The organism is Oligoflexus sp. (assembly GCF_035712445.1).
GTDB lineage: Bacteria > Bdellovibrionota_B > Oligoflexia > Oligoflexales > Oligoflexaceae > Oligoflexus.
Window position 1 is genome coordinate 39,298 of sequence record NZ_DASTAT010000115.1, and the last position, 17,735, is coordinate 57,032.

Annotated in this window: 11 protein-coding genes; 4 read left to right on the top strand and 7 right to left on the bottom strand. The window is 54.7% G+C overall.

All coding sequences use genetic code 11. The features are described 5' to 3' along the window. Positions 1-96: 96 nt before the first annotated feature. Together lpxK and VFO10_RS25085 are read right to left on the bottom strand one after the other, a co-directional pair. Complete coding sequence (gene lpxK, locus VFO10_RS25080; protein WP_325144746.1) at positions 97-1,089, bottom strand: tetraacyldisaccharide 4'-kinase; 993 nt, start codon at positions 1,087-1,089, stop codon at positions 97-99. Then, entirely contained in the window at positions 1,086-2,255 is a 1,170-nt protein-coding gene (locus tag VFO10_RS25085) for a competence/damage-inducible protein A (protein ID WP_325144747.1), read from the bottom strand. The genes lpxK and VFO10_RS25085 overlap by 4 nt, the downstream gene beginning before the upstream one ends. A 182-nt stretch (positions 2,256-2,437) precedes the next feature. On the opposite strand from VFO10_RS25085, the gene fliG reads away from it, so the two are divergent. The 4 genes from fliG (at position 2,438) to pbpC (ending at position 12,580) form a co-directional block, all read left to right on the top strand. Then, on the top strand, positions 2,438-3,439 hold the full coding sequence (gene fliG, locus VFO10_RS25090) for a flagellar motor switch protein FliG (protein ID WP_325144748.1): 1,002 nt from the start codon (positions 2,438-2,440) through the stop codon (positions 3,437-3,439). Positions 3,440-3,562: 123 nt separating this feature from the next. Continuing rightward, the gene (locus VFO10_RS25095; protein WP_325144749.1) at positions 3,563-4,900 is read left to right on the top strand and encodes a PilZ domain-containing protein; all 1,338 of its coding nucleotides are present in this window, start codon (positions 3,563-3,565) and stop codon (positions 4,898-4,900) included. Between the two features lie 104 nt (positions 4,901-5,004). After that, positions 5,005-10,470 (top strand): alpha-2-macroglobulin family protein, encoded by a 5,466-nt coding sequence (locus tag VFO10_RS25100; protein ID WP_325144750.1) that lies wholly within the window; start codon positions 5,005-5,007, stop codon positions 10,468-10,470. Then, positions 10,448-12,580 carry a penicillin-binding protein 1C gene (gene pbpC / locus VFO10_RS25105; protein WP_325144751.1) on the top strand — a complete coding sequence of 711 codons (2,133 nt, stop codon included), beginning with the start codon at positions 10,448-10,450 and terminating at the stop codon, positions 12,578-12,580. Before VFO10_RS25100 ends, pbpC begins: the two co-directional genes overlap by 23 nt. On the opposite strand, the gene tgt is transcribed toward pbpC, so the two are convergent. The 5 genes from tgt to VFO10_RS25130 all read right to left on the bottom strand — a co-directional run bounded on the left by tgt (position 12,556) and on the right by VFO10_RS25130 (position 17,714). Beyond that, on the bottom strand, positions 12,556-13,650 hold the full coding sequence (gene tgt / locus VFO10_RS25110) for a tRNA guanosine(34) transglycosylase Tgt (RefSeq protein WP_325144752.1): 1,095 nt from the start codon (positions 13,648-13,650) through the stop codon (positions 12,556-12,558). The genes pbpC and tgt overlap by 25 nt on opposite strands. A 120-nt stretch (positions 13,651-13,770) precedes the next feature. Further along, positions 13,771-14,685 (bottom strand): alpha/beta hydrolase family esterase, encoded by a 915-nt coding sequence (locus tag VFO10_RS25115; protein ID WP_325144753.1) that lies wholly within the window; start codon positions 14,683-14,685, stop codon positions 13,771-13,773. 107 nt (positions 14,686-14,792) lie between these two features. Beyond that, a complete protein-coding gene (gene rocF, locus VFO10_RS25120; RefSeq protein ID WP_325144754.1) occupies positions 14,793-15,704 on the bottom strand; it encodes an arginase in 912 nt (303 codons plus the stop codon). A 169-nt stretch (positions 15,705-15,873) separates the two neighbouring features. Further along, entirely contained in the window at positions 15,874-16,803 is a 930-nt protein-coding gene (locus VFO10_RS25125; RefSeq protein ID WP_325144755.1) for a flagellin, read from the bottom strand. A gap of 224 nt (positions 16,804-17,027) precedes the next feature. Further along, entirely contained in the window at positions 17,028-17,714 is a 687-nt protein-coding gene (locus tag VFO10_RS25130) for a type 1 glutamine amidotransferase (protein WP_325144756.1), read from the bottom strand. Positions 17,715-17,735 lie beyond the last annotated feature (21 nt).

The window sequence follows — 17,735 nt, forward strand, 5'->3', positions numbered from 1 at the left end:
CCCTGTATAAGGCAAATTCTGCAGAAAAGCAAAGAGTTGCTGCAATGAGTTTAATTTGCGGAAATCATTTATGAAAATTTGTAAAGAAACGGTAAATTAAGGAAGAAAGTCCGATAAAGAGAAGGACTCCGGAAATGCGAGGTCGAGTGGCAGGACATACACGGGGATTTTGAGCGTGTTCAAAAGCTCGGACTGACGCCAAAAATCCTTCTCTGTTGTCAGGATGGCTCCGGCTTTTTTGATGAGGCTTTCCAGCTTTTCCTGCGGGAATCGTTCATGATCACCCACAGTCAGCTGCTCGATAATCGGATAGCGCTGCTGGCGGCAGTGTTCCATAACGCGATCAGGATGGGCGATGCCGAGTGCAAGGATTACCGCGCTGTGCGATGTCCAGGGGCTTTCAGGACCAAGCATTTGCCGAGGTGTCCCGTTGCCAAAGGCGATCGGAATAACAGGTGCTGTCATGTTGTGAAGAATGAAAGGCGCTTTCTGCGCCCGGGCGCGGGTCAGAAATATCAGCTGGGCAAACTTCAAAGTCCGCGGGAATTCACGCAGGCGTCCGGCCGGCAGACAGCGGCCGTTGTGCAAGGGCTTTTCCGCATCGAGGAGCACGATATCGAGCTGACGCTTGAGCTTGAGATGCTGAAAGCCATCATCCAAAATCCAATGCGTGGGCGCAGGGTGTTTGGCCAAATAACGCTGGGCCGCAGCCCAACGCCGGGCTCCGATAATCACCGGGACCTGGCCGAGTCGTCTGGCCTGCATGGTGGCTTCATCGGCGTGAAAGGCTTTTCCGGATGCGGGCGGCATAAGAATGTCCGCACCCTGAAGCACAGCCGATTCTTCGGCATCAAGACCGCTGCGGTAACCACGGGTAAGAATCGCCGGTCGCGCTCCTGTCTTGAGAAGATGTGTGGCCACGGCCATGACCACCGGACTTTTCCCCGTGCCACCGGCCTCAAGATTCCCCACGGAAATCACAAAGCCGGGCAGCTGATGCGAGCGCAGCACGTTCTTTTGATAAAGAAAGCGCCGCAGCCGCATGACGCCACCATAAAGACAGCCGAGAGGAGCAAGGAGTACACTCACGCGAGCAGCTCCTGGTCCTCGGATTGGCTCCAGGCGGCAATGCTCATTTCACTGACGAAGCGCCGCTCCCGATCAAAACGTTTTTTATCGCGGCGGAACGGTAATTTCAGGGTTTTCTGACGGTTGACCTGTTCCGAGCGCCAGATGATGGTCCAGGTTCCATCGTCCTGAACGGGCAGGATTTCAAGGATCAACTCACCCGGTCCTGGACGCAGCGGCGCGTTTTCCGGTTCAGGCTGAGCACAGGGAAATTGTTCGTGGCTTTCCAGACGAATGCTGCTGTTCCCGATTTTCCTCCAGGCCTGGCCCAGACGATCGGCGAAGGCTCCCGAGGAACCGGAGTCCTTCACAATGATGTGCGAGAACGCATGAAAGCGCGCCAGGAGACGATCTATGCTGTCTTCATCATCACGGCCGATGAGCCAGGGGCTCAGGGCTGCATTCAGTTTATCGAGCCAGGGCTGATTCTTAACGAGTTCGCTTTCCCGGCACCAGATTTTCACTTCGATATAAGGCGCGTGCGGCCTGTACCCTGATACCATCGTCGATCCTGCGATGGCGGCCTCGACGATTTCGCCCACGGCCGATTCGCTTTTGCCGATCAGATGCCAGCGGAACAGACGGAAAGCATCGCTGTCGCGACCGAGCTCCAGGAGCTGTCTTTCAATGCTGCTCTTCCAGATGGCTTTGATTTCCTCGGGCGGACCGGGAAGGATCCAGACCTGGAGGTCCTTTCTTTGCAGATAAAAAGCGTCGGCTGTGCCCGCGGGATTATCAAGGACACGCGACTGGCTGGGAAAATAGCACTGCTGCTTATTGGATTCGGGCGGTGTAATGCCGAGCATCTGAAAGCGCTGGATAATTTTTTCCCAGCTGCCGGATTGGAATTCCAGAGTATCCCCCCACCAGCGGCTGACCACCTGCCGGGTGATATCATCGGTCGTCGGACCCAGTCCGCCGGTGATAAAAAGCAGCCGCGTGCGGGCGGCTGCCAAATTCAAGGCGTCGGTCATTTCCCGTTCATCATCGGGGACTGCCAAATGCCAGACGGGGTTCATCTTCAGATTGACGAGCTGATCGGCGATCCAGGCGGCATTGCTGTTCACGATCTGCCCGGTGCTGACTTCGGTGCCGATGGTGAGAATACTGGCGCGTAATGGTTCCATATTATTCTCCGTCCCCAGGGGAATGACAAAAGCTCCGGCGTTGCGGCCCAGGGTCTGGCGGCAAAGCTGTAGGTGAGCATAAAAGAGCAGAGGTCCTGTGTCAAAGCCTTGACAGACTCTGCCTTTTGACGCCTTTGTGGCATACAATAGAACTGTCAAGGTTTACATGGCAGGAGTTCCCGGTGGCAACCAATAAGTACAGTGGCGCGCAAAAAGCAGCGATTCTTCTTCTCTCTTTCGGTGAAGAGATTTCCGCCGAAATCTTCAAGAGCATGACCGAGTTTGAGATCAAACGCATCGGTAGCGCCATGAGTCGCCTCGGGCGCCTGGAGCAGGAAATCATCGACGAAGTGATGATGGAATTCTACGGAATCCTGCAGCAGAACAAAAAGTTCTTCTATGGCGGCAACGACTTCACGATGAAGGTCATCGGCAGCGCCTTCAAAGGCGGCGAGGCGGATGAACTCATTGAGCAGTTGGCGCTCGGTTCATCGGCGAACCTGGATGCCCTGGAGCTGATTGATCCGAGGACCCTGACCAACTTCATTCGGAACGAGCATCCGCAGACGATCGCTCTGATCCTGGCCCACCTTGATCCGCAGAAGTGCGGCGAGGTCCTGAAGCTTTTGCCGGAAGCCTTGCACACGGAAATCATCCTGCGCATCTCGAACCTGGATGCCGTGGCTCCCGAGATCATCGACGAGATTGATGATGTTCTGCGCAACGAAATTCAGGCCATGGGTTCGATTTCGAGCCAGAAGATCGGTGGCGTGGAGCCCATCGCCGAGATGCTCAACCTTATTGATAAGGCCACGGAAGAGCAGATCCTCGACAACCTGGAAGAACGTGATCCGGATCTTGCCGAGCAGATTCGTCAGCTCATGTTCGTCTTTGATGACCTTGCCAAGATTGATGATCGCGGCATCCAGGAAATCATCAAGAATGTGAAGCCCGAGCAGTGGATGACGGCCCTGAAAACAGCGTCCGAAGCCGTGTCCGAGCTGGTATTCCGCAATATGTCCGAGCGTGCCGCGAAGATGCTGAAAGAGGATATGGAGGCGATGGCCGCTGTGAAGCTTTCCGACGTGGAATCGGTGCAGTATGAAATCGTTCAGGTGGCGCGGAAGCTGGAAGAGGAAGGCAAGATTATCATTGCTCAGGGTGGTGAAGCGGCTTACGTTTAAGCCGGGATTGATGCTCTTTAACCCTCTGGAATCCTTGGGACAAATTCGAAATATCTTAAGGAATTCCAAGCCTTGGCCGAAGCTGAATCGTAGCGCAAAAGCGCCCCAAGTACGAGGAAAGCCATGGCCAATCAGAACCGTCAGCTGCTGAAGAAACGCGCGCAAAGGCGGGAACTTTATCTGGGTGAGAATGTTCGTGCGTTTTTGATCCTGGGCGGTTCGCGAACGGTGGGTGGCGAGGTGATCAGCCTTTCGGAATCAGGCCTCGCTTTTGTGTGCGAACCTCAGGTCGATGCCGAGCTGCCGATCGGCCGCGTCGTGCAGCTGAAACTCTATTATGATGCCCGCCGTTATTTTACGACCTCCGTGGAAATTCGGAATAAGAGCGTTTTCAGCTCACAGGGCTCGCAGTATCTGCGGGTCGGTGTGTCGGCTGCGGCCGGTGAATCGGTGAGCGATGCCGAGGATCTTGTGAAGAAGGTGGAAGCATCCATCAACCTTGGCATGGATACCTGCGGTTTCCTTGAAATTGAAAATCCCATGTTCTTTGATGAGCATGATTACTTCAGCATCCGTGCGGTGCATCCTGAATTCATCCTCGTCGCCCCTTTGGAAAATCGACACTTTCTTTTGCCTGGTCAACCCGTGGAAGCGCGATTCAACATCCCCGGTTCCACCTCGTTCGTGGAGGACCTGATCGTCGATCGCTCCGTGCCCGATCGCGACTGGTGGGCGTCGGATGTTCTGATGCTGAACTTCGCGCAGAAGTCGGAAAAGACTCTGGCAAAGATCGCGAAGATGGCCATGATTCAAAAACCGCAGCTGCATGTGCAGGAGATCATGAAGGCCGGGTTTCCGATTCCCTATCTGGATTTTTTGCTGCGGGTCCAGTTTGCTGCGCGTGACAAGGATGATCCCCAGGTTGCGATGCTGAAGAGCAGCTTCTTCGCGCCGGGGCCCTACCTTGCGGAGCAGGATCTGAAGAGCGCGCGGGTGCTGTCGTTTTATCGGCAGAATACCTTGATTGCGACGATGAAGCTCAATTTCGTCCCCGATGTGCGGCAGAGCTCGGCCTTTTATGGGTCAGGCGTCTATAATCATCAGTTCTATCGCAAGTCGGTGGTCGAGATCCTTGATTTCAAACATCATCCCGAATATCCGCTGCCGTCCATTCTGGTGCCGATCATTCAGCAATGCCTGCGAGCCTCGATTCAGGCGGATTTCAGTTTCCTTGTGTTCGAATGTACACAGCAGACCGAGAATATTTTTCATCGCATGGGATTTACCACGCTTAAAACGCCCAGTCCTGGGCCTGCTGACCGTTGCTTTGTCAGCCTGGGCATCAAGCAGGGCCTGTCCGGCCTGACCAGCGGAGTGCATCATGACACCTGGGAGCGGGTTTATAAAAGACTGCACGCCTATCTGAATCGCAAGCACCCGCTCGCGAGGAACATCGCTTGAGTCCACCCGTATAAAGTCTCTTTACGCCGCTCAAACTCCTGAGTAACTTCTCATTCACGGATGGTCATGGATCGGCCACCGTTTGGAAGAGGAGTTTCTTTTTTATGCGCCATGCGCTGCCTTTTTTCGTCCTTGGGTGGATCGTTTCCGGAATGGCAACAGCCGCAAGCCTTGTGAGCTTCACGCCACAGGGCTCGATCAAAAAAGCGTCCCAGGTTCAAGCCCGTTTTGACACTGATATGGTGGACTTTGGCAACGGTCGGGCACCCTCCCCTTTCAAGGTCGACTGCCCGGCTCGCGGTGAAGGACGTTGGCTGGACGCGCGGACTTTTGTGCATGACTTCGTCAGTGAGCTGCCGGGTGGCATTCGCTGCACGTTTACCCTCACCCAGCTTAAAAATCTAAAAGGCGAGGCGCTCAGCGGTCAAACCAGCTTTGCTTTTGATACCGGCGGGCCAGCTTTGATCCGCAGTATTCCATCGGCCGAGAGCAGCTATGTCAATGAAGAAGACCCGATGCTGCTCGTTTTTGATTCGCCGATCCAAGCGCAGAGTTTGAACGGAAAGATTTACTATCAGGTGCCGCAAAGAGCGGATGCCATTGGTTTTGAAATGGTTCCCGAGGCGGAAAAATATATCGCTGAGCAGTGGCCTTACCTGGGCGAGGAACTGAAACTTGATCCCAAGTTTTATATCCTTATCAAACCCAAGGAACGTTTGCCGGGTGATACCGATATAACCCTGGTCCTGGACAAGGGCATCGCGAGCCCGAGCGGGGTTGCGACACAGTATGCGCATACGCTGCGTTTCAAGACAAGGCCGCCTTTCCGTGCCAGCTTCTACTGCGAAAAGGAAAAGTCCGGTGGTCCCTGCGCACCCTATGGTGATTTTTCCATTTCCTTCAATGATCGGGTTGCGGAAAAGGATCAGGCGCGCATTCGTGTGCTGGATGCGAAAAATCAGGAAGTCGATATCAAGCGGGAAGGATCCTATTACACCATTCCCGGGCCCCACTCTGCGAATAGCAGCTATCGCATAGAAATTCCAGCCGATCTGAAAGACGAGCGTGGGCGGCCATTGGCCAACGGCAAGGAATTTCCTTTGACCGTGAAGGTCGGAGACTATGGACCGCTGCTGAAGTTTCCAGGTGATTTCGGTGTGCTTGAGGCTGCGTATCCGATCTGGCCTTTGAATATGCGTAAAGTCGAAGGGCAGCTGAACGGACGTCTTTATAAAGCGGCCTCACGACCGGACACGGCCTTGCGTTGGTATAAGACCATACAAAGCGCCGATCGCCGTGATCAGCGCGATGTTTCGATCTTCGCTGGCATGCCGGCCTCTGATTTCAAAAACGTTCCTTTGAAAAAGCCGAATGGCCCGGATGCTTTCGAAGTGATCGGCGTGCCGTTAAGCGGCCCTGGTTTTTATGTGATGGAAGTCGGAAGCGAGCGTTTAGGGGCGGCGCTTTTGGATAAGAAAAAACCCATGTTCGCGCGGGCTGCGGTGCTCGTGACCAATCTCGCTGTTCATGTGAAAAAAGGCCGGCAGGGGGCCTTGGTGTGGGTCACAAACTTTGACAAGGGCGAGCCGGTCCCAGGAGCGGATGTCGCCATTGCGGATTGTCAAGGCAAGGTCCTCGTCAGCGGAAAAACGGATGCATCCGGACTTTACCTGCATCCATCCGCTTTGCCCCCCAGCCGCGGCAGCTGCTATGGCTCCTATGATTATGAAGGCGAATCAAGTGATTACTTTGTCAGCGCAAGCAAGGACAATGATTTCAGCTTTACCCTGACGCATTGGAACAATGGAATTGAGAGCTGGCGATTTCAGTTGCCCTGGGACAGCGCGTCCTCGGATCTGCAGCTTCATTCCATTTTGGATCGCACGCTGTTACGCACCGGGGAAACAGTTTCCATGCTGCATGTCGCGCGGCGTCGCGTGAAAGACGGGCTGGCCTTTCCACGCGCGGGTGATCTGAAAAATACCGTGCGCCTTCAGCATATCGGCAGTGACCGGAATTACATCGTGCCCCTTGTTTGGAATGATGGGCAGGGCCGGGCCGAGAACTCCTGGAAAATTCCTGCGGATGCGCCTTTGGGCTGGTATTCCATCATGATCGGGGATCAGGAGAGCGGACGTTTCCGGGTCGATGAATTCCGCCTTGCCACCATGCGCGGACGACTGCAGGCCAAGGATAGCAGCCTGATCGCACCCAAGGAAATTATCTATGACTTTGATGTGAGTTATTTGAGTGGGGGACCGGCCTCGAATCTGCCGGTGCGTCTGCGTCGTTCCTTTCAGGGAGCCTATCAGCCGCATTTTTCCGGCTATGATGAATTTGATTTTCAGGCCGGACCTGTGGATCTGACTCCCGATAAACCGGATGCGCAGCCTGATAGCAAGGTGGAAACCAAGGATGTGGCGCTGGATAAGGCTGGAACAGGAACGCTCGCTTGGAAAGCTCCTGCGATTGATCGGCCAACGCGCGTGCTGACGGAAATGGAATTTCCCGATGCGAACGGCGAGGCGCGCACCGTGGCCACGGAACATAGGATTTGGCCGTCCGCTGTCGTGATCGGTATGAAAGGTCCCTGGTGGCTGCAGAAAGGGGAGACTCTGAAACTCGCGGGGGTGACGCTCGATCCCAAAGGGCAGGTGGTCCCACAGCAGGAACTCACGGTTCGCGCTTTCAAGGAGGAGATTCTGAGTCACAGACGGCGCGGAGTCGGTGGGACTTATGTTTATGAACATAAGACCGAGATCAAAGAGATCGGCGTTTTCTGTGAAACGAAAAGTGATGACAAGGGGCTTTGGACTTGTGAAAAGCCCCTGACAAGCAGCGGCAACATCCTCCTTCAGGCCGAGGCCAAGGATCGCGAGGGCCGCGTCGCGTATGCCAACCGTTCGATCTGGGTCGCGGGTGAACGCCTTTGGTATATGAGCGAGGATCATGATCGCATGGACCTCATTCCCGAGAAAAGGCATTACGAAGCCGGGGAAAAAGCCCGGATTCAGGTGAAAATGCCTTTCGCGCAGGCGACTGTCCTCGTCGCCACCGAACGGGACGGGGCGATTTTGGAGAGCAGGGTGATTAAGCTCGATTCCAAGCAACCTTTCCTCGATATTCCCATCCCGCGTTCCTATGCACCGAACGTTTTCGTATCAGCCTGGGCTGTGCGTGGGCGGGTGAAGGGGACGGAACCATTTTTGAAGATAGATCTGGGCAAGCCCGCGCATAAGCTCGGTATTACCGAACTTAAAGTCGGCTGGCGTCAGCATACTTTGGATGTGAAAGTGGCGACCGATAAACCTGTCTATAAAATTCGGGAAAAAGCCCAGGCCCGCATTGAAGTCAAAGCACCGAACGGTCAGCCTTTGCCGGCAGGCTCCATCGTTACGGTGGCCGTTGTCGATGAAGCCCTGCTTGAGCTGATGGGAAATCAAAGCTGGGATCTTCTTTCCGCAATGATGTTGGAACGCGCCTATGGAATCGAGCATGCGACGTGTGCGATGCAGGTCATCGGGAAAAGGCACTTTGGGCTCAAGGCTCTGCCGCACGGCGGTGGCGGGGGCAGCAATCCCACCCGCGAAGTGCTGGATGCTTTGATACTGTGGAAGGGAGAGTTAGCGTTGCAGGATGGAGTCGCGACGCTCGACATTCCGCTCAAAGACAATCTTTCCAGCTTCCGTATTGTGGCCGTGGCTCAGGCCGGCACGGATATGTTTGGAACAGGCAGCACTGCAATCCAAACGCAGCAGGATATCAGTTTGATTGCGGGTCTTCCGCCTTTTGTGCGGGAAGGTGATAAATGGCAGGCGCTGGTGACCGTTAGGAATCGCAGTCAGACTCCGCAGCAGGTGACTTTGAAAGCCCGTATGGGCGAGACGGCATTGCCGGACAAAACGGTCAATCTAAAAGCGGATGAATCGCAGCTTGCCGTATGGGATATGGAAGTGCCGCGGGGCGTGAGTGAATTGAAATATACCTTCGATGCCGTGGCAGCGCAGGGTGGAGCGGACAGCCTCCGCTTTACACAGCAGGTGAAGCCCGCGATTCCACTGCGGGTGCTTCAGGCTTCGCTTATGGTTTTGAATGAACCCCAGACCCTGCCTGTGGCTTTGCCGGAAAAAGCCGATCCTTCTCGTGGGGGATTGGATCTGAGTTTTTCAGCCGGACCCGGCCTTGATATGCTGCAGGGCACTCGTATTTTCTTTCAGGAGTATCCTTACAGCTGTCTGGAACAGCGTGTGTCCAGTGTCGTCGGCCTCGATAATCGCAAGGGCTGGGAGCAGATCGTGAAAACTCTGGATTCCTATATGGATCAGGATGGACTTTTGAAATATTTCCCCCTGATGCGGCATGGATCCATGACCCTGACGGCCTATGTTTTGAGCCTGAGCCATGAAGCTGGATTTGCCCTGCCTAAGGCCAAGGAAGAGGCCTTGCGCTATGCCCTGAAGCGGGCCGTGGATGGCGAGATCACCGATCATGAATACCGCATGCCGGGCGATCAGCTGGCCTATCGGAAGATCATGGCGCTCGAAGCTTTGAGCCGCTATGATGCCGAGCCCGTAAGCCTTGTGAAGAACCTCGATGTCAAACCGGAACTCCTGCCGCATGCGACCCTGATTGATCTGGTGCAGGCTCTTTCGCGGGCGAGCGGTGATGCCGTGATGAACGAACTGAAAGATAAATCCATACAGCAGCTCCAGGCTCGCCTCCGTTTGAGTGGAACCCAGTATGGATTGGCAGGCGAGGAATACAATCAGATCAGCAGCCTTCTGAGCAGTCCCGATTCCAACGCGGCCCGACTGCTGCTGCTCGGACTCGATCAGAAGGTTTGGAGCAGCGAACATGCGCGTATGCTGGAAGGTCTTTTGAGACGGCAAAAGCAGGGCGCCTGGTCCACCACGACAGCCAATGCCTGGGGTACTTTGGCTATGCGGAACTATCTGAAGCAGCATCCTCCGGCTGGTTCGGATACCAAGGCAACCGTGAATTGGCAGGATAAAACGCAAACGGTCGGCTTGAAAGAAAAAGCCCCCTTGCATCTTGCATGGCCTCAAAAGCGTGAGACTTTGACTTTGAGCCGCGAAGGCCAAGGCGAAGTGTGGACGACCGTAATTTCCCGCGCCGCAGTTCCTTTGAGCCAGCCCTTCCAGGCCGGTTATCAACTGGAAAAGACCATGCAGCCCGTGGAACAAAAGGTCAAAGGCAAGTGGTCGCGCGGGGATATGATCAAGGTTTCCTTTACGATGGAAGCCGGCAGTGATCAAACCTGGGTGGTGCTGGCTGATCCGATTCCAGCGGGTGCGCGTATTCTGAACGCCAGCCTTAGGGATGATTCCGGACAGAAGGCTGGGAATTTCCTGGCGCCGAGTTATGTGGAGCGTCGTCACGAAGGGTATTTTGCGTATTTTGAATTCATGCCCGTCGGTCGACATACCCTGTCCTATGTGATGCAGGTGAATAACCCTGGACTGTTTCAGTTGACCACGACGCGCTTGGAAGCCATGTATGCCCCGGATCAGTATGCGGAGTTGCCGAATGCCCCTGTCCAGGTGGATTAAAAGTCTGCTGATCGGGTCTTTGATTCTGGGGCTTTTGCCCCTGATTTATATATTCGCGCCCGGTTCCGTGCCGGGCTTTACCCCTGTGAAAAATTCCTGGCAGATGTCGGATCAGAAAATTTTGGATCGGCATGGAAAGCTGCTGCTCACCACGCGTGTGGATAAACAAAGGCGTCGCCTGGATTGGCTGCCTTTGGATGCCGTGGCTCCGGTGTTCATGCGCACGCTCATTCGCATCGAGGACCAGCGTTTTTACCAGCACGGAGGCATTGATGCGCGTGGTTTCCTGGCCATGCTCGGGCAAAGGCGAGGCGGCAGCAGCTTAACCATGCAGCTTGCCGCGCATTTGAATCCGAAGCTGAAAGCTCAAGGGAAGTTCCGCAGGCCCTGGCAAAAATTGCAGCAGATGCGGATGGCGAGACTGATCGAACAGAGCTGGAGCAAAGAGGAGATTCTGGAGGCGTATGTGAACCTCGTCAGCTTTCGCGGTGAATTGCAGGGACTGGAAGCCGCATCCCAGGCCCTGATGCAGAAAGCCGCCCACGGACTCAACGCCGAGGAAGCCCTGCTTCTGACAGCCTCGCTGGGTTTGCCGAACGCGCCTTGGCCTGTCATAGCACGCCGCGCCTGTCGTCTGCGCTCGATCGTGGCTGTTCAAACCGATTGTGCTGGCATCGAAAGGCTGGCACGAAAAAGTTTGAACCGGGCGCCTGAACTTCGCTCCTCCGTGCGCCTTGCTCCCCATCTGGCGGCGCTGGTCGCAGCCTCTTCGCAGGATGTGCGTTCCACTTTGGATCGCAGGATTCAGGAAGTGGCCACCCAGGCTTTGCATACACATCTGGCAGCCATTCAAGCCCAGAATGTTCACGATGGTGCCGTTCTCGTCGTGGACAATGCCACAGCGGAAGTCCTGGCCTATGTGGGCAGTTCGGAAGTGACCACCCGCAATTTGTTTGTGGATATGGCGCGCGGGGCGAGGCAGGCCGGTTCGAGTCTGAAGCCTCTCCTTTATGCCGAGGCCCTGAATCAAAAGCTGATCACCGCTGCGAGCCTATTGGAAGACACTCCGATCAGTTTACCGACCAGCAGTGGCCTTTATGTGCCGCGGAATTATGATGAGCAGTATCACGGCACAGTCACAGTGCGCGAAGCCCTGGCCAGTTCCCTTAACATACCCGCGGTGCGGGTGATTGATATGCTCGGTGTTCCGGCCTTTGTGGCAAAACTTCGCGGCCTGGGTTTTGATAAACTGGCGGATACCGAAAATTACGGCCATTCGCTGGCTCTGGGCGCCGCGGATATTTCCCCCTGGGAACTCGCCGGCGCCTATGTGAGCCTCGCTCATGGGGGCGTTTATCGGCCTTTAAAACTGTTTCTGGACGAACCCACAGCTTCACAGAATTCATGGCTCCGGCCCGGGGCGGCGTTTGTGATCAGTCATATTCTCTCTGATCGCAGTGCAAGGTCTTTGACCTTTGGTCTTGAGAATCCTCTCGCCACTCCCTTTTGGACGGCCGTGAAAACCGGAACAAGCAAGGATATGCGCGACAACTGGTGCGCGGGTTATTCCTCGCGCTATACCGTGGTGGTCTGGGTCGGCAACGCGGACGGCAGCCCCATGTGGAATGTCACCGGCATCAGCGGTGCGGCTCCGGTGTGGCGGGATGTGATGAATGCCCTGCATGCCGAGGAGGCGAGCGTCGAACCTGCTGCGCCTGCAGGCCTTGTGCTTGCGAAGTTTTGGGATGCGAACGGAAAATTACGCGAGGATTGGTTTCTGGAAGGAACCGCCCCCGACCAGCAAAAACTCGCGGATCGGCGCTGGAGCCTTAAAATACAGCATCCCTTGGATGGAACGCTGATCGCCTTCGATCCTGATATTCCCGAGACGCAGCAGGCGCTATTTTTCGAAGCCAGTGCCCGGCTTCCTCCCGGAGCCTACTGGGTCCTGGATGGAGAAAAACAGAGCCAGGATCGTGTGCGTTTGAGTGAACTGGCCAACGGCACGCACCGCCTCGAGATTCAAAATCGCGAGGGGCGGCGCCTGGATGCTGCGTCATTTGAAGTGCGGGGCGGAACCGGGATTCAGGTTTCCCAAAGACCGCGGTGATGAGCCAGAAGCTCCTGGAAACGACCTTCACGGATGGCCGCGCGGATATCGTGAATCAGTTTCAGGTAATAGGTCAGGTTGTGAAGACTCAGAAGACGCATGGCCGTGTATTCCTGGGACATGAACAGGTGCCGCAGATAGGACAGTGAAAAAGTCTGACAGGTGTAGCAGCTGCATTCAGGGTCCAAAGGATCCTGTGACAGACGGAACTTGGAATTTTTGATGTTCACGCGGCCATAGGATGTGAACAGCGTTCCATTCCGTCCGTTACGGGTCGGCATCACGCAGTCGAACATATCCACGCCCACGGCGACGGATTCTATGATATCCAAAGGCGTACCGACACCCATCATATAGCGGGGTTTATCGGTCGGCAGATACTCGCAGCAGAATTCCGCGATACGACGCATATCAGGTTTGGGTTCACCGACGGAAAGTCCGCCGATCGAATAGCCTTCAAAACCGATATCGGTCAGCTTCTCGATGGATTCTTTCCGCAGGTCTTCGTACATGCTGCCCTGAACGATACCAAACTGCCAAAGTTCAGGACGATTGCGCGCGTCACGCGAGCGCTTGGCCCAGCGCATCGAGCGCTGCATGGATTCGCGGGCCTGTTCATGCGTCGCAGGAAACGGTGTGCATTCATCCAGGACCATGTGAATATCCGCGCCGAGCGTCTCCTGGATTTCCACAGCGAGTTCTGGCGTCAGAGAAATTTTCCGGCCATCTATATGGCTTTGGAAATGCGCGCCTGTTTCATCGATGCGGCGCTGATTGTTCAAACTGAAAATCTGAAAACCGCCGCTATCGGTCAGGATCGGTTTATCCCAACGGACAAAGCGATGCAGGCCACCGAATTCACGGATCACTTCCATGCCGGGGCGCAGATAAAGGTGATAGGTATTGCCGAGAATGATCTCGGCCTTCATTTTATGAAGGTCTTCGGGAACCATGGTCTTGACGGAGCCCACGGTCCCGACCGGCATGAATATCGGCGTCTGCACGACGCCATGGGCCAAATGCAGGGTGCCCAGGCGGGCTTTTCCGTCTTGCTGATGAAGTTCAAACATGCGCTATCCCCGCAAAAATGGCTTATAAAATCCTAAGCGTAGGCAGACTTGCATATCAGGGGTCGGGCGGGGACGGCAACAGGAAATATTATTTAATGATTACAAATGATTACAGAGCCATCAGCGCGAGCCTTGCAGAAACTCCAGAGCCTGGCCCAGAAGATTCTTGCCCGAGTAATCGGGGACATGCGAGGCCCCGTTCACACGCCACAGTCCAACTCTGGTCCCGGCTGCGCATGAGCTCCAAAGAATTTCATCGGTCTCACGCTGACCTTCATCATTGATAATGAAGGGTCCTGATGGGGCCGTGTAGGCACCATTGGCCAGAACAATCCCGGGAATGAAGGGCTGCAGCATGAGGTCGCGGGCCAGCAGTTTTTCTTCGGGAGTCTGACAGCCGTTTCTTTGCGCCCAGGTTTGCGCCGATTCAAAAGCCCCGAGATTGCCAGAGGTCTGGCTGACGAAAGGCACGATCTCGTCTTTTGTACCATGAATCTGCAGGACCGAGATCGGTGTTTTGGTCTGGCACAGGGAGGTGTTTGCAAACATGCTGCCGGCTATCGAAACGATACCTGCGAAGACTCCATCCGTATCACACGCGAGGCGATAGGCCATGAATCCGCCGTTGGAGATTCCGACGACGTAGACGCGCTTGCTATCGATGTTCCAGCGACCTTTGACTTCGGAAACCAGACCCTGCAAATAAGCGGAATCATCAACGCTTCCCTTTTGCTGCGGCAGGACCGTATTCCAATGCTGCCGCCCTTCGGCATCCCGCGTGCCTTCAGGAACGATGGAGATAAAGGATGATGCCGCCTGCTGCAGATCCGCTTCCAGATACATGACGGTTTCATCGCCGCTGCTGCCATAGCCATGAAGGAAGAGGACCAGGGGATAGCTGCGATTGGCAACATAGTTGGCCGGAAATTTCACGGATGCGGGACGATCCTTCCCGATGTAAAGGACAGCGGAGGATGCGCTCGTGCTGAGAACGACGAGGAGGAGAGAACAGATGTGTTTCAAAGTCTTCTTCATAAGAACCCTTCCTGCAAAGAATAAAAATATCTTCGCAGGCGATCATAGGTTCTTTCTGCTCCTCCTCCAATCCGTCAGGCCATGGAGGGCAGATTACGTAGAGGGTTTCAAACGATGGATTTACCAAGGGCGGAGAGGAGAAGATCCACCGTGACATTCGCCGATTGCGCGCCGACATCCATGAAAGGATTCAGCTCCACGAATTCCAGCGACACGATTTTTTGCGTTTCCGAAAGCATTTCCATCGCGAGATGCGCTTCACGAAGAGTCAAACCACCGCTTACCGGTGTACTGACGCCAGGTGTATACCGGGGATCAATGCCATCGATATCAAAGGACACATGAATGCCCGCGGTTCCATCGGATGCGTATTTGATGGCTTCGCGCATCACGGCGAACATCCCTTTTTCATCAATGTCGCGCATGGTGAAATAGCGAATGCCGCTTTCCCGAAGGATTCTTTTTTCCTCGTCATCAATGTTCCTGATACCAATCAGGACGCAATTCTGGGGGCGTATCTTGCTGGAGCTGATGGATGTCAATTCCGGGTGACCCTTGCCGATCAGAACGGCGAGTGGCATGCCGTGAATATTACCCGAAGGGGAGGTGGAAGGCGTGTTGACATCAGCGTGGGCATCGATCCAAACCATGCCGACATGCTGATCTTTCTTGCCGAAGTGCCGCAGAATTCCGCTTACGGTGCCTATGGCGACCGAATGATCCCCACCAATCACAAGTGGGATGTGCTGGCGATCGAGAATGGCTTCGGTCATCGTTGCCAGATTCTCACAGATTTCCTTGATCGGCGTCAGAAACTTCTCTTGCTGGATTTTAAGGGGCAAAGACTCACGAATCGGCACATGAAGGTCACCCAGATCCACAACCCCGTAACCCTGTTGCTCAACCTTGACCTTAAGGTTGGCGATGCGAAGAGAAGCTGGTCCCATGTTGGCTCCTCGGATATTGGCTCCGAGGTCAGAAGGGACGCCTATGATTTCAATCGTTCTTGGACGATGCATGTGTGGCCTCAAACAGTAAAAAAACTATCATGGCGCACAGCCTGCATTTGGTCAATCCTACCAACTTGTCTGGTCCACGTCGGGCGGGAGGAAAAACCTCCCGCTTTTATGACGGAGCCAGAACCGGGACTCTTAATCTTTCAATTTCCCTAAGCTATCGCTTCATGGCTTAGAGAGACTGCATCAGACTGAGAGCAACTTGAGGCTGCTGGTTAGCTTGAGCAAGAATCGAGGCACCACCCTGCTGAAGAATCTTGTTCGACGTGTAGGTCGCAGTCTCAGCAGCAAAGTCTGTATCCTGAATCCGGCTGTTCGCGGCGGACAAGTTCTCAACCGACACGGCAAGGTTGTCGATCGTGCTGCCCAGGCGGTTCTGGATTGAGCCGAGATAGGAGCGATAGTCACTCACTTTCACGATGGCGTCGTCCAGTTTCGAGATACTCATCTGAGCATCCTGCTTGGTCAGCGTGTTGGTACCCTGATCAGCGCGACCGATATCCAGTGAACCATCGCCTTCTGTGAAAGCGTTGATGTTCTGAAGGTCGATCTTGATGATGTTGACCTGGTTGCGGTTATCAATACCGTCGACTTCGCTGGAAGCGTGGTAGTCTTTACCAACCTGGATTTCCAGGGGGAAAGTACCTTCGGCGTTGGCGATCTCACCGGGGATATCGGCCTGACCGGTGATCAAACGTGTGCCGTTGAATTCCGTAGCGTTGGCGATACGGTCGATTTCATCTTTCAGAGCCACGAATTCTTTGTTGATGAATGCGCGCTCGGTTTGACCAACCGTGTCACTCGCCGCTTGAACAGCAAGTTCGCGCAGACGGGTGAGCATGTTCGTGGTTTCTTCCAAGCTGCCTTCTGCGGTCTGAACGAGAGAGACACCGTCCAGTGCGTTGCGGCGAGCCTGATTCATCGAACGGATGTCGGCTGTCAAGTTGGAGGAGATGGCCAGGCCCGCTGCATCATCAGCTGCCTTGTTGATCCTTTTCCCCGAAGCCAGCTTCGAAGCGGAATCCGTCAACTTGTTGGTTGAGGTTTCCAGACGACGCTGGGCGTTGATCGAAGCGATATTGGTCCTAATCCGTAAACCCATATTCTGACCTCCTGTCATGGATAAGGAATCACATCGTGTGAATTCCTGTACCCATCCTTTCGACAGGCAACCTGAACAGTTTAGTAAAAAATGCCCTGTTCCGAATTAAGGCCATGAAATGATTGGAAAAGAATTTTACGGTCAAGGAGTTTTTTGCCCGGTTCTTGACGGGAAGGAAACATTGGGTGGGGATTGACCCCCTGCAAAGGCAGGGGTTTTTTCTTTCATTGAATGCGATGCTGCTGCAGATGCTGAATGAACTTCCGGATAAATTCCTGGCCGAACGCATAAGGGCGTTCTTCCTGGGAAACATCTATATTTTGATTTTGTACAAAGTCGGGACCGGCTTCGGGATGGGCCTGAATACCCCAGATCGGCAGATGCTTGTGCGCGAAAGCTTCCACCTTGCACACATCACTGCTGGCGACTATTTCGGTATCCTGAGGCAGTGCGGTGACGGCTTCTGCATGCGAAACAATGAAGCGTCCCGCGGTTCCGGCTTCACCCCAAAATCCACGCTTGCTGAACTGCACCGTGCGCAGGCCTTTGAACTTGTAGTGATCGGGCTGGATGAACTCGACGGTTCCCCCCAGAAGATGCGCCAAAAGTTGATGGCCATAGCAAATTCCTAAAATCGGCAGACCCTCGCGAATGCGCTCCAGAAGCCAGGCATTGAGGGAATCCTGCCAGGGCAGACCTTCGTACACGGAAGCACCGCTGCCAAAAATGACTATCGCGTCCGGCTTTTGCGGAACCAGAGAGAGCGAAGTCATGCCAAAGAGTGCCGGCAAATGAAAGCTGAGGCTGAGTTCCGGGGCCGCAAGGACCATGCGGTTGAAGTTATCCAGCTCGGGAACGCGCACAGCTGGATCTATGACAGCCAAATGGAGGGGACGGAGTAATGCACTCAATGTTTTGTCCTCACAACTCAG